Source organism: Streptomyces sp. SudanB5_2050 (genome assembly GCF_964272335.1).
Classification (GTDB): Bacteria; Actinomycetota; Actinomycetes; order Streptomycetales; family Streptomycetaceae; genus Streptomyces; species Streptomyces rochei.
Genome location: NZ_OZ186760.1, coordinates 2924425 through 2939618 on the forward strand (window position 1 = coordinate 2924425; position 15194 = coordinate 2939618).

General features: G+C 74.2%; 13 protein-coding genes. 7 read left to right on the forward strand and 6 right to left on the reverse strand.

The genetic code is table 11. The features are described from left to right. Positions 1 to 16: 16 nt before the first annotated feature. Both ACFZP7_RS13010 and rbsD read left to right on the forward strand, forming a co-directional pair. Positions 17 to 919: a ribokinase gene (locus ACFZP7_RS13010; protein ID WP_030978296.1), complete on the forward strand. Its 903-nt coding sequence runs from the start codon at positions 17 to 19 to the stop codon at positions 917 to 919. A 13-nt stretch (positions 920 to 932) separates the two neighbouring features. Beyond that, positions 933 to 1322 (forward strand): D-ribose pyranase, encoded by a 390-nt coding sequence (gene rbsD, locus ACFZP7_RS13015; RefSeq protein ID WP_019325502.1) that lies wholly within the window; start codon positions 933 to 935, stop codon positions 1320 to 1322. Between the two features lie 170 nt (positions 1323 to 1492). On the opposite strand, the gene ACFZP7_RS13020 is transcribed toward rbsD, so the two are convergent. From ACFZP7_RS13020 to ACFZP7_RS13030, 3 genes are read right to left on the reverse strand one after another with little or no spacing between them, the layout of a single operon-like run. Beyond that, positions 1493 to 2341 carry a sugar phosphate isomerase/epimerase gene (locus tag ACFZP7_RS13020; protein ID WP_125536142.1) on the reverse strand — a complete coding sequence of 283 codons (849 nt, stop codon included), beginning with the start codon at positions 2339 to 2341 and terminating at the stop codon, positions 1493 to 1495. Continuing rightward, complete coding sequence (locus ACFZP7_RS13025) at positions 2338 to 3495, reverse strand: dihydrodipicolinate synthase family protein (protein ID WP_385634473.1); 1158 nt, start codon at positions 3493 to 3495, stop codon at positions 2338 to 2340. The genes ACFZP7_RS13020 and ACFZP7_RS13025 overlap by 4 nt, the downstream gene beginning before the upstream one ends. After that, positions 3492 to 4643 (reverse strand): Gfo/Idh/MocA family protein, encoded by a 1152-nt coding sequence (locus tag ACFZP7_RS13030; RefSeq protein ID WP_030978290.1) that lies wholly within the window; start codon positions 4641 to 4643, stop codon positions 3492 to 3494. Before ACFZP7_RS13030 ends, ACFZP7_RS13025 begins: the two co-directional genes overlap by 4 nt. A gap of 213 nt (positions 4644 to 4856) precedes the next feature. Between ACFZP7_RS13030 and ACFZP7_RS13035 the strand changes: the two genes are divergently transcribed. Together ACFZP7_RS13035 and ACFZP7_RS13040 are read left to right on the forward strand one after the other, a co-directional pair. Beyond that, the gene (locus tag ACFZP7_RS13035; RefSeq protein WP_019325506.1) at positions 4857 to 5903 is read left to right on the forward strand and encodes a LacI family DNA-binding transcriptional regulator; all 1047 of its coding nucleotides are present in this window, start codon (positions 4857 to 4859) and stop codon (positions 5901 to 5903) included. Positions 5904 to 6084: 181 nt separating this feature from the next. Further along, a complete protein-coding gene (locus tag ACFZP7_RS13040; protein WP_223780038.1) occupies positions 6085 to 6885 on the forward strand; it encodes a sugar phosphate isomerase/epimerase in 801 nt (266 codons plus the stop codon). Between the two features lie 9 nt (positions 6886 to 6894). Here ACFZP7_RS13040 and abc-f read toward each other — a convergent pair whose 3' ends face one another. Next, complete coding sequence (gene abc-f, locus ACFZP7_RS13045) at positions 6895 to 8526, reverse strand: ribosomal protection-like ABC-F family protein (RefSeq protein ID WP_385634474.1); 1632 nt, start codon at positions 8524 to 8526, stop codon at positions 6895 to 6897. An 18-nt stretch (positions 8527 to 8544) separates the two neighbouring features. Then, on the reverse strand, positions 8545 to 9498 hold the full coding sequence (locus tag ACFZP7_RS13050) for an EamA family transporter (RefSeq protein ID WP_385634475.1): 954 nt from the start codon (positions 9496 to 9498) through the stop codon (positions 8545 to 8547). A gap of 145 nt (positions 9499 to 9643) precedes the next feature. Between ACFZP7_RS13050 and ACFZP7_RS13055 the strand changes: the two genes are divergently transcribed. The 3 genes from ACFZP7_RS13055 to ACFZP7_RS13065 all read left to right on the forward strand — a co-directional run bounded on the left by ACFZP7_RS13055 (position 9644) and on the right by ACFZP7_RS13065 (position 13659). Continuing rightward, positions 9644 to 10585: a LysR family transcriptional regulator gene (locus ACFZP7_RS13055; protein ID WP_031014338.1), complete on the forward strand. Its 942-nt coding sequence runs from the start codon at positions 9644 to 9646 to the stop codon at positions 10583 to 10585. A gap of 418 nt (positions 10586 to 11003) precedes the next feature. Then, a complete protein-coding gene (locus ACFZP7_RS13060; RefSeq protein WP_385634476.1) occupies positions 11004 to 12851 on the forward strand; it encodes a glycoside hydrolase family 3 protein in 1848 nt (615 codons plus the stop codon). A gap of 142 nt (positions 12852 to 12993) precedes the next feature. After that, positions 12994 to 13659 (forward strand): hypothetical protein, encoded by a 666-nt coding sequence (locus ACFZP7_RS13065; RefSeq protein WP_031014335.1) that lies wholly within the window; start codon positions 12994 to 12996, stop codon positions 13657 to 13659. Positions 13660 to 13700: 41 nt separating this feature from the next. Here ACFZP7_RS13065 and ACFZP7_RS13070 read toward each other — a convergent pair whose 3' ends face one another. Next, on the reverse strand, positions 13701 to 15125 hold the full coding sequence (locus tag ACFZP7_RS13070; RefSeq protein ID WP_199578124.1) for a S28 family serine protease: 1425 nt from the start codon (positions 15123 to 15125) through the stop codon (positions 13701 to 13703). Between the last annotated feature and the right edge of the window lie 69 nt (positions 15126 to 15194).

Genomic DNA, 15194 nt, shown 5'->3' on the forward strand with positions numbered 1-15194 from the left:
GATCGGAGAGCGATTCATGTACGACTACGACCTCCTGGTCGTGGGATCGGCCAACGCCGACCTCGTGATCGGCGTCGAGCGGCGGCCGGGGGCCGGCGAGACGGTGCTCGGCACCGACCTGGCCGTCCACCCGGGCGGCAAGGGCGCGAACCAGGCGGTGGCCGCCGCCCGGCTCGGTGCCCGCACGGCCCTGCTGGCCCGGGTCGGCGACGACGACTACGGCCGGCTGCTGCTGGACTCGCAGCGGGCGGCCGGTGTCGACACGGTGGGCGTCCTGGTCGGCGGCGCCCCGACCGGCGTCGCGCTGATCACCGTCGACCCGTCCGGCGACAACAGCATCGTGGTCTCGCCGGGCGCCAACGGCCGCCTGGCACCCGGCGACGTCCGCGCCGCCGCCAGCCTCTTCCATGCCTCCCGCGTGGTCTCCACACAGTTGGAGGTGCCGCTGGAGACGGTGGTGGAGGTCGTCCGGAGCCTGGCGCCGGGCAGCCGTTTCGTGCTGAACCCGTCGCCGCCGCTGCCGCTTCCGCGGGAGGTGCTGGACGCCTGCGACCCGCTGATCGTCAACGAGCACGAGGCGAAGGTCATCCTCGGCGACGCCTGTGTGAGCGACCGCCCCGAGGACTGGGCCCGCATCCTGCTGGCCAAGGGGCCGCGCTCGGTGGTCGTCACGCTGGGCGCGGAGGGTGCGCTGGTGGCGTCGGGGGCGGAGGTGTCCCGGGTGCCGTCCGTGAAGGTGGACGCCGTGGACACGACGGGCGCGGGCGACGCGTTCACGGCGGCGCTGGCCTGGCGGCTGGGCACCGGCGCCTCGCTGGCCCAGGCCGCGGCCTACGCGGCCCGGGTGGGAGCGGCGGCGGTGACCAGGGCGGGCGCGCAGGCGTCGTACCCGACGGCGGCGGAGGTCGACGCGCTGTGAGGGGGGCGAAGCGGTGAAGAAGGCCGGGATACTCAACCGCCACCTCGCGGGCGCCCTCGCCGAACTCGGCCACGGCGACGGGGTCCTGGTGTGCGACGCGGGGATGCCGATCCCGTCGGGTCCGCGCGTCGTCGACCTCGCCTTCCGCGCGGGCGTGCCCTCCTTCGCCGAGGTGCTGGACGGGCTGCTCGACGAGCTGGTGGTCGAGGGCGCGACGGCGGCGGAGGAGGTCCGCGGCGCCAACGCGGAGGCCGCCGCGCTGCTCGACGGGCACTTCCCCGGCCTGGGTCTCGTCCCGCACGAGCGGCTGAAGGAACTGTCGGCGGGGGCGAGGCTGGTGGTGCGGACCGGGGAGGCCCGGCCGTACGCGAACGTGCTGCTGCGGTGCGGGGTCTTCTTCTGAGAGCCGGGGACGCGGAGCCCGGAGACTTCGAGGGGGCCCGGTCGTCGACCGGGCCCCCTCGGGTTTCCCTCCCCTTCAGAACCCCTCGATCCCCCCCGGGTCCCCCGTCGGGGTTCTGATGACAAGTACGACCCGTGGACCCGCGCAACGGTTGCACGGATCGCCGGGTTTTATTTTCCGGTGCCCGCCGGGGCCACGTGCGCGGCGAACCGCTGTGCCGTCTCGGCCAGCACCTCGCGCCCGTCCCGGGCCCACAGGCCCTCGTTGAACAGCTCGACCTCGATGGCGCCGGTGTATCCGGCGGCCTCCACGTACCCCTGCCACTCCCGCATGTCGATCGCGCCGTCGCCGATCTGACCCCGGCCGTTGAGCACGCCCTCGGGCAGCGGCGTGGTCCAGTCGGCGAGCTGGAAGGTGTGGATGCGGCCGCCCGCGCCGGCCCGGGCGATCTGCTCGGGAGCCCGGTCGTCCCACCAGATGTGGTACGTGTCGACGGTGACGCCGACCTGATGGGCCGGGAAGCGCTCGGCGAGGTCCAGGGCCTGGGTGAGGGTGGAGACCACACAGCGGTCGGAGGCGTACATGGGGTGCAGCGGCTCGATGGCGAGGCGTACGCCGTGCTCCTCGGCGTAGGGGCCCAGCTCGGCCAGCGCGTCCGCGATGCGTTCCCGGGCGGCGCGCAGGTCCTTGTCGCCCGGCGGGAGGCCCCCTGAGACCAAAACCAGGGTGTCGGTGCCGAGGGTCGCGGCCTCGTCGACGGCGCGGCGGTTGTCGGCCAGGGCCCGCGCGCGTGCGTCCGGGTCGGTCGCGGTGAGGAAGCCGCCGCGGCACAGGGTGGTGACGGTCAGGCCCGCGTCGCGGACCAGCTTCGCCGCGGCCTCGACGCCGTACGCCTGGACGGGTTCGCGCCACAGGCCGACGTTGCCGACGCCCAGGTCGCGGCAGGCGGCGGTCAGTTCGGGCAGCGAGAGCTGCTTGACCGTCATCTGGTTGATACTGAAACGCGCGAGATCGCTCACTGGTCCACTCCGTACAGCGACAGCAGGGTCCGCATCCGCTCCTCGGCCCTCTTCGGGTCCGGGAACAGGCCGAGGCCGTCGGCGAGTTCGTAGGCGCGGGCGAGGTGGGGCAGCGAGCGGGCCGACTGCAGACCGCCGACCATGGAGAAGTGGTCCTGGTGGCCCGCCAGCCAGGCCAGGAACACCACGCCCGTCTTGTAGTAGCGGGTCGGCGCCCGGAAGAGGTGGCGGGAGAGTGCGACGGTGGGGTCGAGGAGGGCGCGGAAGCCCTCCGTGTTCCCGGTGTCGAGGACGCGGACCGCCTCGGCGGCCAGCGGGCCCAGCGGGTCGAAGATGCCGAGCAGGGCGTGGCTGAAGCCCTGTTCGTCCCCGGCGATCAGCTCCGGGTAGTGGAAGTCGTCGCCGGTGTAGCAGCGCACGCCCTGCGGGAGGCGGCGGCGCAGGTCGACCTCGCGCCGGGCGTCCAGGAGGGAGACCTTGATGCCGTCGACCTTGTCGGGGTGGGCGGCGATGACCTCCAGGAAGGTGCCGGTCGCCGCGTCGAGGTCGGACGAGCCCCAGTAGCCCTCCAGGGCCGGGTCGAACATCGGGCCCAGCCAGTGCAGGATCACCGGTTCGGCGGCCTGGCGCAGGAGGTGGCCGTAGACCTCCAGGTAGTCCTCGGGGCCCTTCGCGGTCGCGGCGAGGGCGCGGGAGGCCATCAGGATGGCCTGGGCGCCGGACTCCTCGACCACGGCGAGCTGTTCCTCGTAGGCGGCCCGGACCTCGACGAGGGTGGTGGCGGTGGCGGTGAGCTGGTCGGTGCCGACGCCGCAGGCGATGCGGCCGCCGCACGCCCGCGCCTCGGCGGCGGAGCGGCGGATCAGCTCGGCGGCACCGGCCCAGTCCAGGCCCATGCCGCGCTGGGCGGTGTCCATGGCCTCGGCGACCCCGAGGCCGTGGGACCACAGGTGGCGGCGGAAGGCGAGGGTGGCGTCCCAGTCGACGGCGGCCGGCGAGTCGGGGGTGATGTCGGCGTACGGATCGGCGACGACGTGCGCGGCGGAGAAGACCGTACGCGAGGTGAAAGCGCTTCCTGGGCCGAGTGCCAGGGGGTCGGTGCGGGGCTCGTAGGCGCGCAGGGTGCCGTGCGCGTCGGGCAGGTGGAGGGTCACAGCGCGATCTCCGGTACGTCGAGGCGGCGGCCCTCGGCCGAGGACTTCAGGCCCAGCTCGGCGAGCTGGACGCCGCGGGCGCCGGCCAGCAGGTCCCAGTGGTAGGGCGCGTCGGCGTACACGTGCTTGAGGAACAGCTCCCACTGGGCCTTGAAGCCGTTGTCGAAGTCCTGGTTGTCGGGGACCTCCTGCCACTGGTCGCGGAAGGCCTCGGTGGCGGGGATGTCCGGGTTCCAGACCGGCTTGGGCGTGGCGGAGCGGTGCTGGACGCGGCAGCCCCGCAGCCCCGCGACGGCGGAGCCCTCGGTGCCGTCGACCTGGAACTCGACCAGTTCGTCGCGGTTGACGCGCACCGCCCAGGAGGAGTTGATCTGGGCGACCGTGCCGCCGTCCAGCTCGAAGACGCCGTAGGCGGCGTCGTCGGCGGTGGCGTCGTACGGCTTGCCGTTCTCGTCCCAGCGCTGCGGGATGTGGGTGGTGGCCAGGGCGTGCACGGACTTCACCCGGCCGAACAGCTCGTGCAGGACGTACTCCCAGTGCGGGAACATGTCGACGACGATGCCGCCGCCGTCCTCCGCGCGGTAGTTCCAGGAGGGGCGCTGCGCCTCCTGCCAGTCGCCCTCGAAGACCCAGTAGCCGAACTCGCCGCGCACGGACAGGATGCGGCCGAAGAAGCCGCCGTCGATGAGGCGCTTGAGCTTGAGCAGGCCGGGGAGGAAGAGCTTGTCCTGCACCACGCCGTGCTTGATGCCGGCGGCGTTCGCCAGGCGGGCCAGCTCCAGGGCGCCCTGCAGCCCGGTGGCGGTGGGCTTCTCGGTGTAGACGTGCTTGCCCGCGGCGATCGCCTTCTTGATCGCCTCCTCGCGGGCGGAGGTGACCTGGGCGTCGAAGTAGATCTCCACGGACGGGTCGGCGAGGACCGCGTCCAGGTCGGTCGAGACGTGCTCCAGGCCGTGCCGTTCGGCGAGCGCCTTCAGGGCGTGCTCGCGGCGGCCGACCAGGACCGGCTCCGGCCACAGCACGGTGCCGTCGCCGAGGTCGAGGCCGCCCTGTTCGCGGAGGGCCAGGATGGAGCGGACGAGGTGCTGGCGGTAGCCCATGCGCCCGGTCACACCGTTCATGGCGATTCGCACCGTCTTGCGTGTCACGTCGTTCCCTTCGTACGGGCGGGGAGGAGGAGGTCGTGCGATACAGCAAGCGCTTTCTATGCGCTACGAAGCTAACCTGTGGACGGTGGTCTGGACAAGACCGGGACCCCGGGCGAGTTGTTCGAGGGCGCGAACAGCGGCGGGCCGTGGTCGTAAGGTCACCCGGGACGGGACGACGGTGTACGGCACAGGCGCGAGGCGGAGGACGAGGACATGACGGTGACCCTGGCGGACGTGGCGGCCCGCGCCCAGGTCTCCCCCGCGACGGTGTCGCGCGTGCTGAACGGGAACTATCCCGTCGCCGCGTCCACGCGCGAGCGGGTGCTCAAGGCGGTCGACGAGCTGGACTACGTCCTCAACGGCCCCGCGAGCGCGCTGGCGGCGGCCACCTCGGACCTGGTGGGCATCCTGGTCAACGACATCGCCGACCCCTTCTTCGGCATCATGGCCGGCGCGGTCCAGTCCGAGATCGGGGGGCCGGGCGGCAGAGCGGGCGGCGAGAGACTCGCCGTGGTCTGCAACACCGGCGGCAGCCCGGAACGCGAGCTGACCTACCTCACCCTGCTCCAGCGCCAGCGGGCGGCGGCCGTGGTGCTGACCGGCGGGGCGATGGAGGACGCGGGGCACCAGGCGGCGGTGGCGGCGAAGCTGCGCAAGCTCACGGAGGCCGGGACGCGGGTGGTGCTGTGCGGGCGGCCGCCGGCGCCCGGGACCGGGGCGATCGCGCTGACCTTCGACAACCGCGGGGGCGGCCGGGAACTGACCGAGCACCTGATCGGCCTCGGTCACCGGCGGCTCGGCTACATCGCGGGGCCGGAGGAGCGGACGACCACCCGGCACCGGCTGGAGGGACACCGCGCGGCGCTCGCGGCGCACGGCATCGAGGAGGACGCCCGCTGGACGGTCCACGGCCCCTACGACCGGCAGTCCGGCTACGAGGCGACGCTGGAGCTGCTGCGCCGGGACCCCTCGCTGACCGCCGTCGTCGCCGCGAACGACACCGTCGCGCTGGGCGCGTGCGCGGCGCTGCGGGACTCGGGGCTGCGGATTCCGCGGGACGTGTCGGTGGCCGGCTTCGACGACCTGCCGTTCAGCATCGACGCGGTGCCCGCGCTGACGACGGTCCGGCTGCCGCTCGCGGAGGCGGGGGCGCGGGCGGGCCGGATCGCGATGGGCCGTCAGGAGGCGCCGATCGGGGGGATCGCGACGGTGCGCGGGGAGTTGATGGTGCGGGGGTCCTCCGGGGCGCCCCGGGCGTAGGCGCCGTCGGGTGTCGCGGTGCCGCGTACCGGTGCGGTGTCGCCGGGCCCCGCGGGCGCCCGCTCCCGGCCCGGACGGCCTCGCCTCGAACTGCCGCACGACGGGCCGAAGGCACCGAGGTCGGCGACACCTCGCCCGTGAGGAGGAGTGCCGTTCGGCGGCGGGGGTACGCTCCGTCACCATGAAGCTGGCGTTCTCCACCCTCGGTGTCCCCGGCCTGCCCCTGCGCGACGTGCTCGGTCTCGCCACCGCGCACGGATACCACGGCGTCGAGCTGCGCGCCCACCCGGAGGAACCGGTGCATCCGGGCCTGACCCCCGACGAACGGGCGGCGGTGGCCGCCGAGTTGCGGGCGTCCGGGATCGAGCCGCTGGGCGTGGCGGGGTACGCCCGCCTCGCCGCGCCGGGCGACGACGAGGCCGTGCTGGCCGAGGTCCGCGGCCTGCTCCAGCTGGCCCGCGACCTCGGCGCCCCGTACATCCGCGTCTTCCCCGGCGGGGGCGACGAGCAGAGCCCCGAGGAGGCGGACGCGACGGCCGCCCGGCGGCTGGGCACGGCCGCCGAGTACGCCGCCGAGGTCGGCGTGCGCATCCTCCTGGAGACCCACGACTCGCACCGCACGGGCGCCGACGCGATGCGCGTCCTGGGTCTGGTCGGCCACCGGCAGGTCGGCGCGCTGTGGGACGTGATGCACACCTGGCTGGGCGGTGAGGAGCCGTCCGAGAGCTATCTGGCCCTCGCCCCGCACCTCGGGTACGTCCAGGTCAAGGACATCGCCTCCGCCGACGACACCACCCCGCTGCCGCTCGGCGCCGGGGTGCTGCCGCTCGGCGAGTGCGTCGAGGTGCTCTCGCGCGAGGGCTGGGACGGCTGGCTGTGCTGGGAGTACGAGAAGCGGTGGTACGAGGCGGCCGAACCGCTGCCCGGTCTGCTGGACGCGGGGCGCGCGCACCTGGCGCGGCTGCTCAACGAGTCGGCCTGAGCGCCGGGCTCATCCGACGGGCGCCAGTGCGGTGACGGGCCCGTCGAAGGACGCCCGCAGGCGCCGGTCGTGGGAGACGACGACGAGGGTGCCCGGATAGTCGGCCAGGGCGGCCTGGAGGTCTTCCATCAGGGCGGGCGAGAGGTGGTTCGTCGGCTCGTCGAGCAGCAGCAGGTCGTGGGGTTCGGCGACCAGGCGGGCCAGTTCGAGGCGGCGGCGCTGCCCGGTGGAGAGATCGCCGACGGGCCGGTCCAGGTCCGCGGCGCGGAAGAGGCCGAGGGCGAGCAGTGTCTGCGCGCGGTCCTCCCCGAAGGCCGCGCGCACGGACCGGCGTCCCTCCCGCGCGCCGAGGGGCGCGGCCACCTGGCGCAGGAACCCGGCCCGGACGGGCCGCCGTACCGTCGCGCCCGGCTCGGGCACCAGCTCCCCGGCGAGGACCCGCAGCAGCGTGGTCTTGCCGGCGCCGTTGGGGCCGGTGACCAGCAGCCTGCCCCCTGCCGGGACGCGCAGGGCGTCCAGGGCGAGGCGTCCGGGCACGCGCAGGTCGGCCAGCTCCACGCCGCCGTCGTCCGCCGCGGCCCGCAGCGCGGCGGTGAACCGGAGGGGTTCGGGCGGGGCGGGCGCCGGGTTCTCGGTGAGGCGGTGCAGGCGCTCGCGCGCGTTGCGGACGCGGCCCATGGCGCCGTGCGCCCGTGAGCGGGCCCGGAAGGCGCCCGCGCCGCTGAACGCCCAGGGGCCCTTGCGCGGGATCGCCTCGAGGCGTCCGATGTGGGAGTCGGCGAGGCGGGCCCGGCGGGCCACCTCGGACCGCCACTGTTCGTACTCCCGGGCCGTACGGGCGCGTTCGGCGGCCTTCGCCGTGAGGTAGCCCTCGTAGCCGTCGCCGTAGCGGCGTACCGAGCGGGTGTGGTCGTCGACCTCCAGGACCACGTCGGTGACCCGGTCGAGGAAGGCACGGTCGTGGGTGACGGCGACGACGGTGCCCCGGTGCGCCCGCAGCCGTCCCTCCAGCCAGGCCACGGCCTCGTCGTCCAGGTCGTTGGTGGGCTCGTCGAGCAGCAGCAGCTCGGGCGCCGAGGCGAGGGTCGCGGCCAGGGCGAGGCGGGAGCGCCGGCCGCCGGAGAGGGTGCCGAGCCGCCGCGCGCGGTCCAGGCCGGCCGGTTCGCCGAGGTGGCGCAGGGCCACCTCGACGCGGCGGTCGGCGTCGTATCCGCCGCGTGCCTCGAACTCCGCGACGAGCGCGGCGTACCGGTCCCGGGCGGCCGGCCCGCCGCCGTCCAGGGCGGCGCCCGCCTCGCGGATGCGGCGTTCGAGGGCGCGCAGGTCGCTCAGGGCGAGGTCGACGGCGTCGCCGACGGTGGCCGAGTCGGGCAGGTCCAGGGTCTGCGCCAGGTGACCGACGCCGCCCGGGGCGACGACGGTCACCTCCCCGTTGTCGGGGCGCTCTGCGCCGGCCAGGAGCCGGAGCAGGGTGGACTTGCCGGAGCCGTTGTCCCCGACGACGGCGACCCGCTCGCCGGGCCGGACGGCGAACGACACCCGGTCCAGGACCACGTGGTGGGTGTAGCGCTTGGTGACGTCGGTGACGGTCAGCTGGGAGGCGGCGGGGCGGGCGGCGGGTACTGCGGCGGTTCGGAACAAGTGGGGCCCTTCGGTGGACTACGGGGTAAGCAAACGAGACGTCTCGTCTCGTTCCTCCGGAGACTCTACGTCACGCACGGGCGGGACGCAAGACGCGGCGTCTCGTCGGATGGCGCGCCGACGGGGCGTCAGCGACGCCAGCGCCACACCGCCCACCAGCAGCACCGCCGCGCACCACCGCAGTCCGGTCACCGGCTCACCGAGGAAGAGGGCCGCCGACGACATGCCGAAGACCGGGACCAGCAGGGAGAACGGCGCCACCGTGGAGGCGGGGTGGCGGCGCAGCAGCCACCCCCAGGCGCCGAAGCCGAACACGGTCGACACCCAGGCGACGAAGAGCAGCGCGCCCGCGCCCTGCCAGTCCAGGCCGCGCAGCGCCGCGAGGTCCCGGGAGGCGCCCTCCGTCAGGAGGGACAGGCCCAGCAGCGGGAGCACCGGGACGGTGGAGACCCACACCATGAAGTTGAGGGCGTCGGGCGGGGACGCCTTGCGGGTCAGGACGTTGGACACGCCCCAGGCCGCCGCGGCCGCCACCACCATCGCGAACGCGCCCAGCGGGCCGGAGGAGCCCTCGTCGACCGCGGCGACGCCGATGCCGGCCAGCGCCACCAGCATGCCCAACACCCGGACCCGGGAAGGGCGTTCGCCGAGCACCGCCGCCGCGATCACCGCGGTGAACACCGCCTGGATCTGCAGGACGAGGGAGGACAGGCCGGCCGGCATGCCCGCGTCCATGCCGGCGAAGACGAGGCCGAACTTGGCGACGCCGAGCACCAGGCCCACCGCCACGATCCACTTCCAGGCCACCTTGGGGCGGCCCACCAGGAAGACGGCGGGGAGCGCCGCCGCCAGGAAGCGCAGGGCGGAGAAGAGCAGGGGCGGGAAGTGGTCGAGGCCGATCTCGATGACGGTGAAGTTCACGCCCCAGACGGCGGCGACGAGCACGCCCAGGAAGAGGTGGGAAGGTCGCATGCGTCGAGGATCGCCTTCCGCGACCGTGAAGCACCAGCGATGATTGCTGCACGATTGGATGTAGCGTCCCTAATGCTTCTTCCCTCGGCCGCCCTCGGCCGCCCTCCCCCGCCCTCCGCCCTCTTCGGTCGCTCCAGGAGTCGTCATGCTCGACCTTCAGCGTCTGCGTGCCCTGCACGCCGTCTCCGTGCACGGTTCCGTCGGCGCCGCCGCCACCGCGCTCGGCTTCACGCCGTCCGCCGTGTCCCAGCAGATCGCCAAACTGGAGCGGGAGACCAGGACCGTCCTCCTGGAACGCGAGGGACGCGGGGTGCGGCTCACGGACGAGGCGTGGCAACTGGCCTCGGCCGCACGGGAGCTGCTGGCCATCGTGGAGCGGACCGAGACACGGCTGGAGGAGCGGCGCGGGGTGCCGGCCGGGCGGCTGACCGTGGCGGCGTTCGCGTCGGCGGCGCGCGGTCTGCTGCCGCCGGTGCTGGCCGACCTCGCGGCGCGGCATCCGGCGCTCGACACGCGGCTCACCGAGGTCGACCCGCATCTGTCGGTGGACCTGGTGGCGAAGGGCGCCGTCGATCTGGTGGTGGCGCACGACTGGGACATCGCGCCGCTGCCCGCACCGGCCGGGGTGGAGCAGGCGGTGATCGGCGACGACCTGTGCGACCTGCTCGTGCCCGCGGGGCACCGCTTCGCGGGGCGGACCGCGGTGCGGCGGGAGGAGTTGGGCGGCGAGCGGTGGATCTGCCAGCCGCCGGGGCGGGTCTGCCACGACTGGCTGCTGCGGACCCTGCGGGGCGCGGGGCACGAACCGGACGTCGTCCACCAGGCCGAGGAGAACCCCACGATCGTCGCGCTGGTCGCGGCCGGGCTGGGTGTCGCCCTGATCCCCCGGCTGGGGCGCGGCCCGCTGCCCGCCGGGGTGGTGGAGGTGGCGCTGGACCCGATGCCGGTACGGCACCTGTACGCGCTGTGGCGCACGGGCGCGGCCCGCCGTCCGGCGATCGCGGAGACGGTGCGCACCCTGAAGGCCCACTGGCCGGACGTCGCCTCCCACGCCGCCGGCCCACCCGCCCGGCCCCGGTCCGGCTGACCCCTCCCGCGAGGCCGGCGTCCGAAGACGCCCTCCGGCGGGCGGCGGGGCCGCTCGCGTCCCCTCGGCCCCACGCGCACCGACTTCGCGGAAAGTCGGCGCCGGGCGGAACCCCCTGCCGGTCCCGTCCGTCCAACCCGCGCGTTGTCGGACGAGTCTCCGTGGTGCGGTGTCGGCCTCGCTGCCGGCTGCGACCGCCGACCACCCTCTCCAGCCGTACCGCGGCCGGCAGCCCGCCGCCGTCGGCGCGCCCCCTCCCGGCGCCGGCGGCGGCCCCTTCGGCCCGTCGACCCGGCTTCCGGTGATGCCTGTGCGCTCCCTTGACTGGCAGAAACTTCCCGGATATTGGTGACTCCTTGGAAGTTTCCTTCAGCAGCTCTCCAGCGATTCCCAGCGGATCACTCCGGAAGGAGCGCACGTGCACCACAGCAGCACGGCCGGCACGGGAAGCACCGCACACCCCTCCAGACGTACCGTCCTCACCGCCACCGCGGTCGTCGGCGCGGCCCTGGCGGCCGGCGGCGGCACCGCCCACGCCGACGCCCGCAGGCCCGACGACGACAAGCTGCGCGCCCTCATCTCCCGCATGACGCTGGAGGAGAAAGTCGGCCAGCTCTTCGTCATGCGCGTCTACGGCCACTCCGCGACCGACCCCGACCAGGCCGACATCGACGCCAACCTCGAGGAGATCGGCGTCCGCACCGCGGCGGAGCTGATCGCCAGGTACCGGGTCGGCGGCATCATCTACTTCGCCTGGGCGCACAACACCCGCGACCCGCACCAGATCGCCGACCTGTCGAACGGCATCCAGAAGGCGTCCCTGGAGCTGCCGCGCGGCCTGCCCGTGCTCATCTCCACCGACCAGGAGCACGGCATCGTGGCCCGCGTGGGCGAACCGGCGACCCTCTTCCCGGGCGCGATGGCCGTCGGGGCGGGCGGGTCCCGGTCCGACGCGCGCACCCTCGGCCGGATCGCGGGCGCCGAGCTGCACGCCATGGGCATCCGCCAGGACTACTCCCCCGTCGCCGACGTGAACGTCAACCCGGCCAACCCCGTGATCGGCGTACGGTCCTTCGGCGCCGACCCGGAGGCGGTGGCGGAGCTGGTGGCCGCCGAGGTGACCGGGTACCAGCGGTCCGGGGTCGCCGCGTGCGCCAAGCACTTCCCGGGGCACGGCGACACCGCCACCGACAGCCACACCGGCTTCCCGGTCATCACGCACAGCCGCGAGCAGTGGGAGGAGCTGGACGCGCCGCCCTTCCGCGCCGCGATCGAGGCCGGCATCGACGCCATCATGACCGCCCACCTCATGGTCCCGGCGCTCGACGACTCCGGCGACCCCGCCACCCTCTCCCGCCCCATCCTCACCGGCATCCTGCGCGAGGAACTGGGCTACGACGGGGTGGTGGTCACCGACTCCCTCGGCATGCAGGGCGTGCGGACCAAGTACGGCGACGAACGGGTGCCGGTGCTGGCGCTGAAGGCCGGCGTCGACCAGCTGCTCAACCCGCCGGACCTGCCGCTCGCCTGGAACGCGGTCCTGACGGCCGTCCGGGAGGGCGAACTCACCGAGGCGCGGCTCGACGAATCGATCCTGCGGGTGCTGCGGCTGAAGGCGAAGCTGGGTCTGTTCCGGGACGCCTACACCAGCCGCCGGGACGTCGACCGCACCGTCGGCACCCGCGGCCACCTGGCGGCGGCGGACCGGATCGCGGAACGGTCCACCACGCTGCTGGTGAACGAGGGCGGGCTGCTGCCGCTGTCCCGCCGGGAGCACCGCCGGGTACTCGTCGTGGGCGCCGACCCGGCGTCCCCCTCGGGCACGACCGGACCGCCGACCGGTGTCCTCGCGGGCGCGCTGACCGAGCTGGGCTTCACCGCCACCGCCCTGTCGACCGGCACGGCGCCCTCGGCGACCGTCGTCGACCGCGCGGTCGCGGCGGCCCGGGACGCCGACGCGGTCGTGGTCGCGACGTACAACGTCACGGCGGGCAGCAGTCAGCGCACGCTGGTCGCGCGGCTGCTGGAGACCGGCAAGCCGGTCGTGGCGGTCGCGATCCGCAACCCGTACGACGTGGCCCACCTCCCGGACGTCCGCGCCTTCCTCGCCGCCTACTCCTGGACGGACGTCGAGGTGCGCGCCGCCGCCCGGGTGATCGCGGGGCGGGTACGGCCGCGCGGCAAGCTGCCGGTCCCGGTGGTGGCGGCGGACGATCCCGGCACGGTGCTGTACCCGCTCGGGCACGGGTTGTCGTACCGGTCGTAGGCGGCGGTGACCGGTCGCCGGCCGTAGCGCGCCTACGCCGCGCGCCGGGGGCGCCCCCGTCACCCCTGCGCAATGCGCCCCGCGCGTCTGGCGTGGCCCGCCCCGGCGGGTCACGCTGGACGGGGGATCCGGGGGGATGGCGATGCGTGGGAGAGCGGCTGTGCGGGCGCTGTGCGCCCTGTCGGCAGGGTGCGCCGTGCTGCTGACGGGGTGCCAGAGCCCGGCGGGCGACGGCGCCGACGGGAGCGGTGGTGTCTCGCGGGGCACCGGGCCGGCCGGCGGGGCCACCGCGCCCGGACCGGCGGCCGTGCGGCCCTCCGGGTACGGGGCGGTGTTCCTCGCGGTCGGCGAGTGCAGTTCGTTCGGGACGGTCAGCTTCACCGAGGTGCCGTGCGCCAGTGAGCGGGCGGCGGCGCGGGTCGTCGCCCGGGAGGACGGCCGTGCGGACGACGGGCCGCCGTGCCCCGCCACCACCGACTTCGTCCTGCACATCAGCGAGCAGCGCCCCTGGGCCGACGAGGACGGCGACGGAGCCGTGCCCCGGGGCTACGCCTGCATGCGCAGGCTCCAGCCGCCGCACCCCGGTGACCCCGGTGGCGGGGGCGGCCCGCGCACCATCGTCGGCGACTGCGTCTACGACGCCGGCGGCGGCAAGGTCCGCGAGACCGCCTGCGACGGCTCGGGGAAGAAGGAGCCGCAGTTCGAGGTGGTCGAGGCGGTGACCGCCCGCGCGGACTGCCCCGCCTCGACCGGGCTCTACGTCCGCCTCGGCGGCGAACGCCCGGTGGGCTGTGCCCGGCCGCTGTGAGCGCCTCGGCGGCTCATGTGCGGCCGGGCACGGCCACCGTCCTACGGGCGCAGTGCCGGCTCCCGCTGCACGTCCCGCTTGTCCAGCTTGGCGTCGAACGTCGCCAGCGGCCTGGCCGCCGACGGGTTCTCCTGGACCGCGGCGGGGGCGACGCCCGCCCAGTCGAGGATGCGGGCGGTGGCGAGGGCCTTCTCCTCGGGCACCAGGCCGGCGACGTTGGCTCCGTGGTTCATGCCGGGCGCGGTCAGCACGTAGGAGTCGCGCGCGCCGTGACCCAGACGGAAGGGCTCGGCACCCCACGGGTCGTTCTCGCCGTACACGAAGAGCATCTGCCGGGCGTTGCGCTTCACCCAGTTGTCGACGTCCCGCATCGCCCACGGCTGGAACCGCATGTCGATGTCACGCGGCACGAAGTTGCGCGGCGGCTGGTAGCCGTAGCGGATGTACTTCCTCTCGATGTGCGGGAAGTGGATCGTCGGCGCGCCCAGCTGGGTGCCCGCCTGGTAGTAGTACGGCGTGTACGGGGCGAGGCCCTGGTCGGTGTAGAAGGAGAAGCCGGAGATCGTGTCGACGGAGTTCCAGATCTCGTCGTCGGTCGCGTTCTTCGCGTCGGCCGGGATGCCGGCGCAGTCCTTCAGGGTGCTGTACTGCCAGAAGCCCCAGACGTAGTCCAGGACGACGGCCTCGTAGGCGCGGTCCAGGCTGCCGATGGTGTCGAAGGTGTACCCGTTCTCGGCCGCGTACGCCTCGTACTTCTCCTTCAGCGGCGCCCGGCGCACCAGCGCCTCGCGCTGCACGCCGTTGAGCCGGGCGCGGCACTCCTCGGTGCCGACGCGGGCGAAGAAGCGGTCGTAGGCCGAGTCCTCGCGGTTGACGACGTCGTTGGGGGCGACGTAGGCGACGACGCCGTCCATGTCGCGCGGGTAGAAGCGCTCGTAGTAGGTGGCGGTCATGCCGCCCTTGGAGCCGCCGGTGGAGATCCAGTTCTTCGAGTAGATCGGCTTGAGCGCCTCGAAGATGCGGTGCTGGTCGCTGGCCGCCTGCCAGATGTCCAGCTTCGACCAGTCGGCCGGCTGGGGCCGGGACGGGGTGAAGTAGCGGTACTCCATGGAGACCTGGTTGCCGTCCACGATCTGGGTCGGCTCGCGGCGGCTGGGGTTGGTGGAGACGTTGTAGCCGCCGGTGTAGAAGACCGTCGGGCGGCTCACGTCCTTGTGCAGCACGGTGATCCGCTGCTGGAACGTGCCCGCGGACGGGCGCCGGTGGTCGACCGGCTGGGTGTAGTTGAGGACGAAGAAGCGGTAGCCGGTGTACGGCTTCTCCTCGATCAGGCTCATGCCCGGTACGGACAGCAGCCTGTCCTTGATGTCGACGGCCTTCGGCTCGGCGGCGGTGGCCGCGCCCGCCGTGCCGGCGGTGCCTATGAGCACCACGAGCGCCAGCAGCCATCTGAGCGCCTTGCGCATGCACCCTCCCTGTGAAACAGATGTGCGCCGGAAGCTATCGGAGCAAGTCACCCGTACACCAGGGGAGAT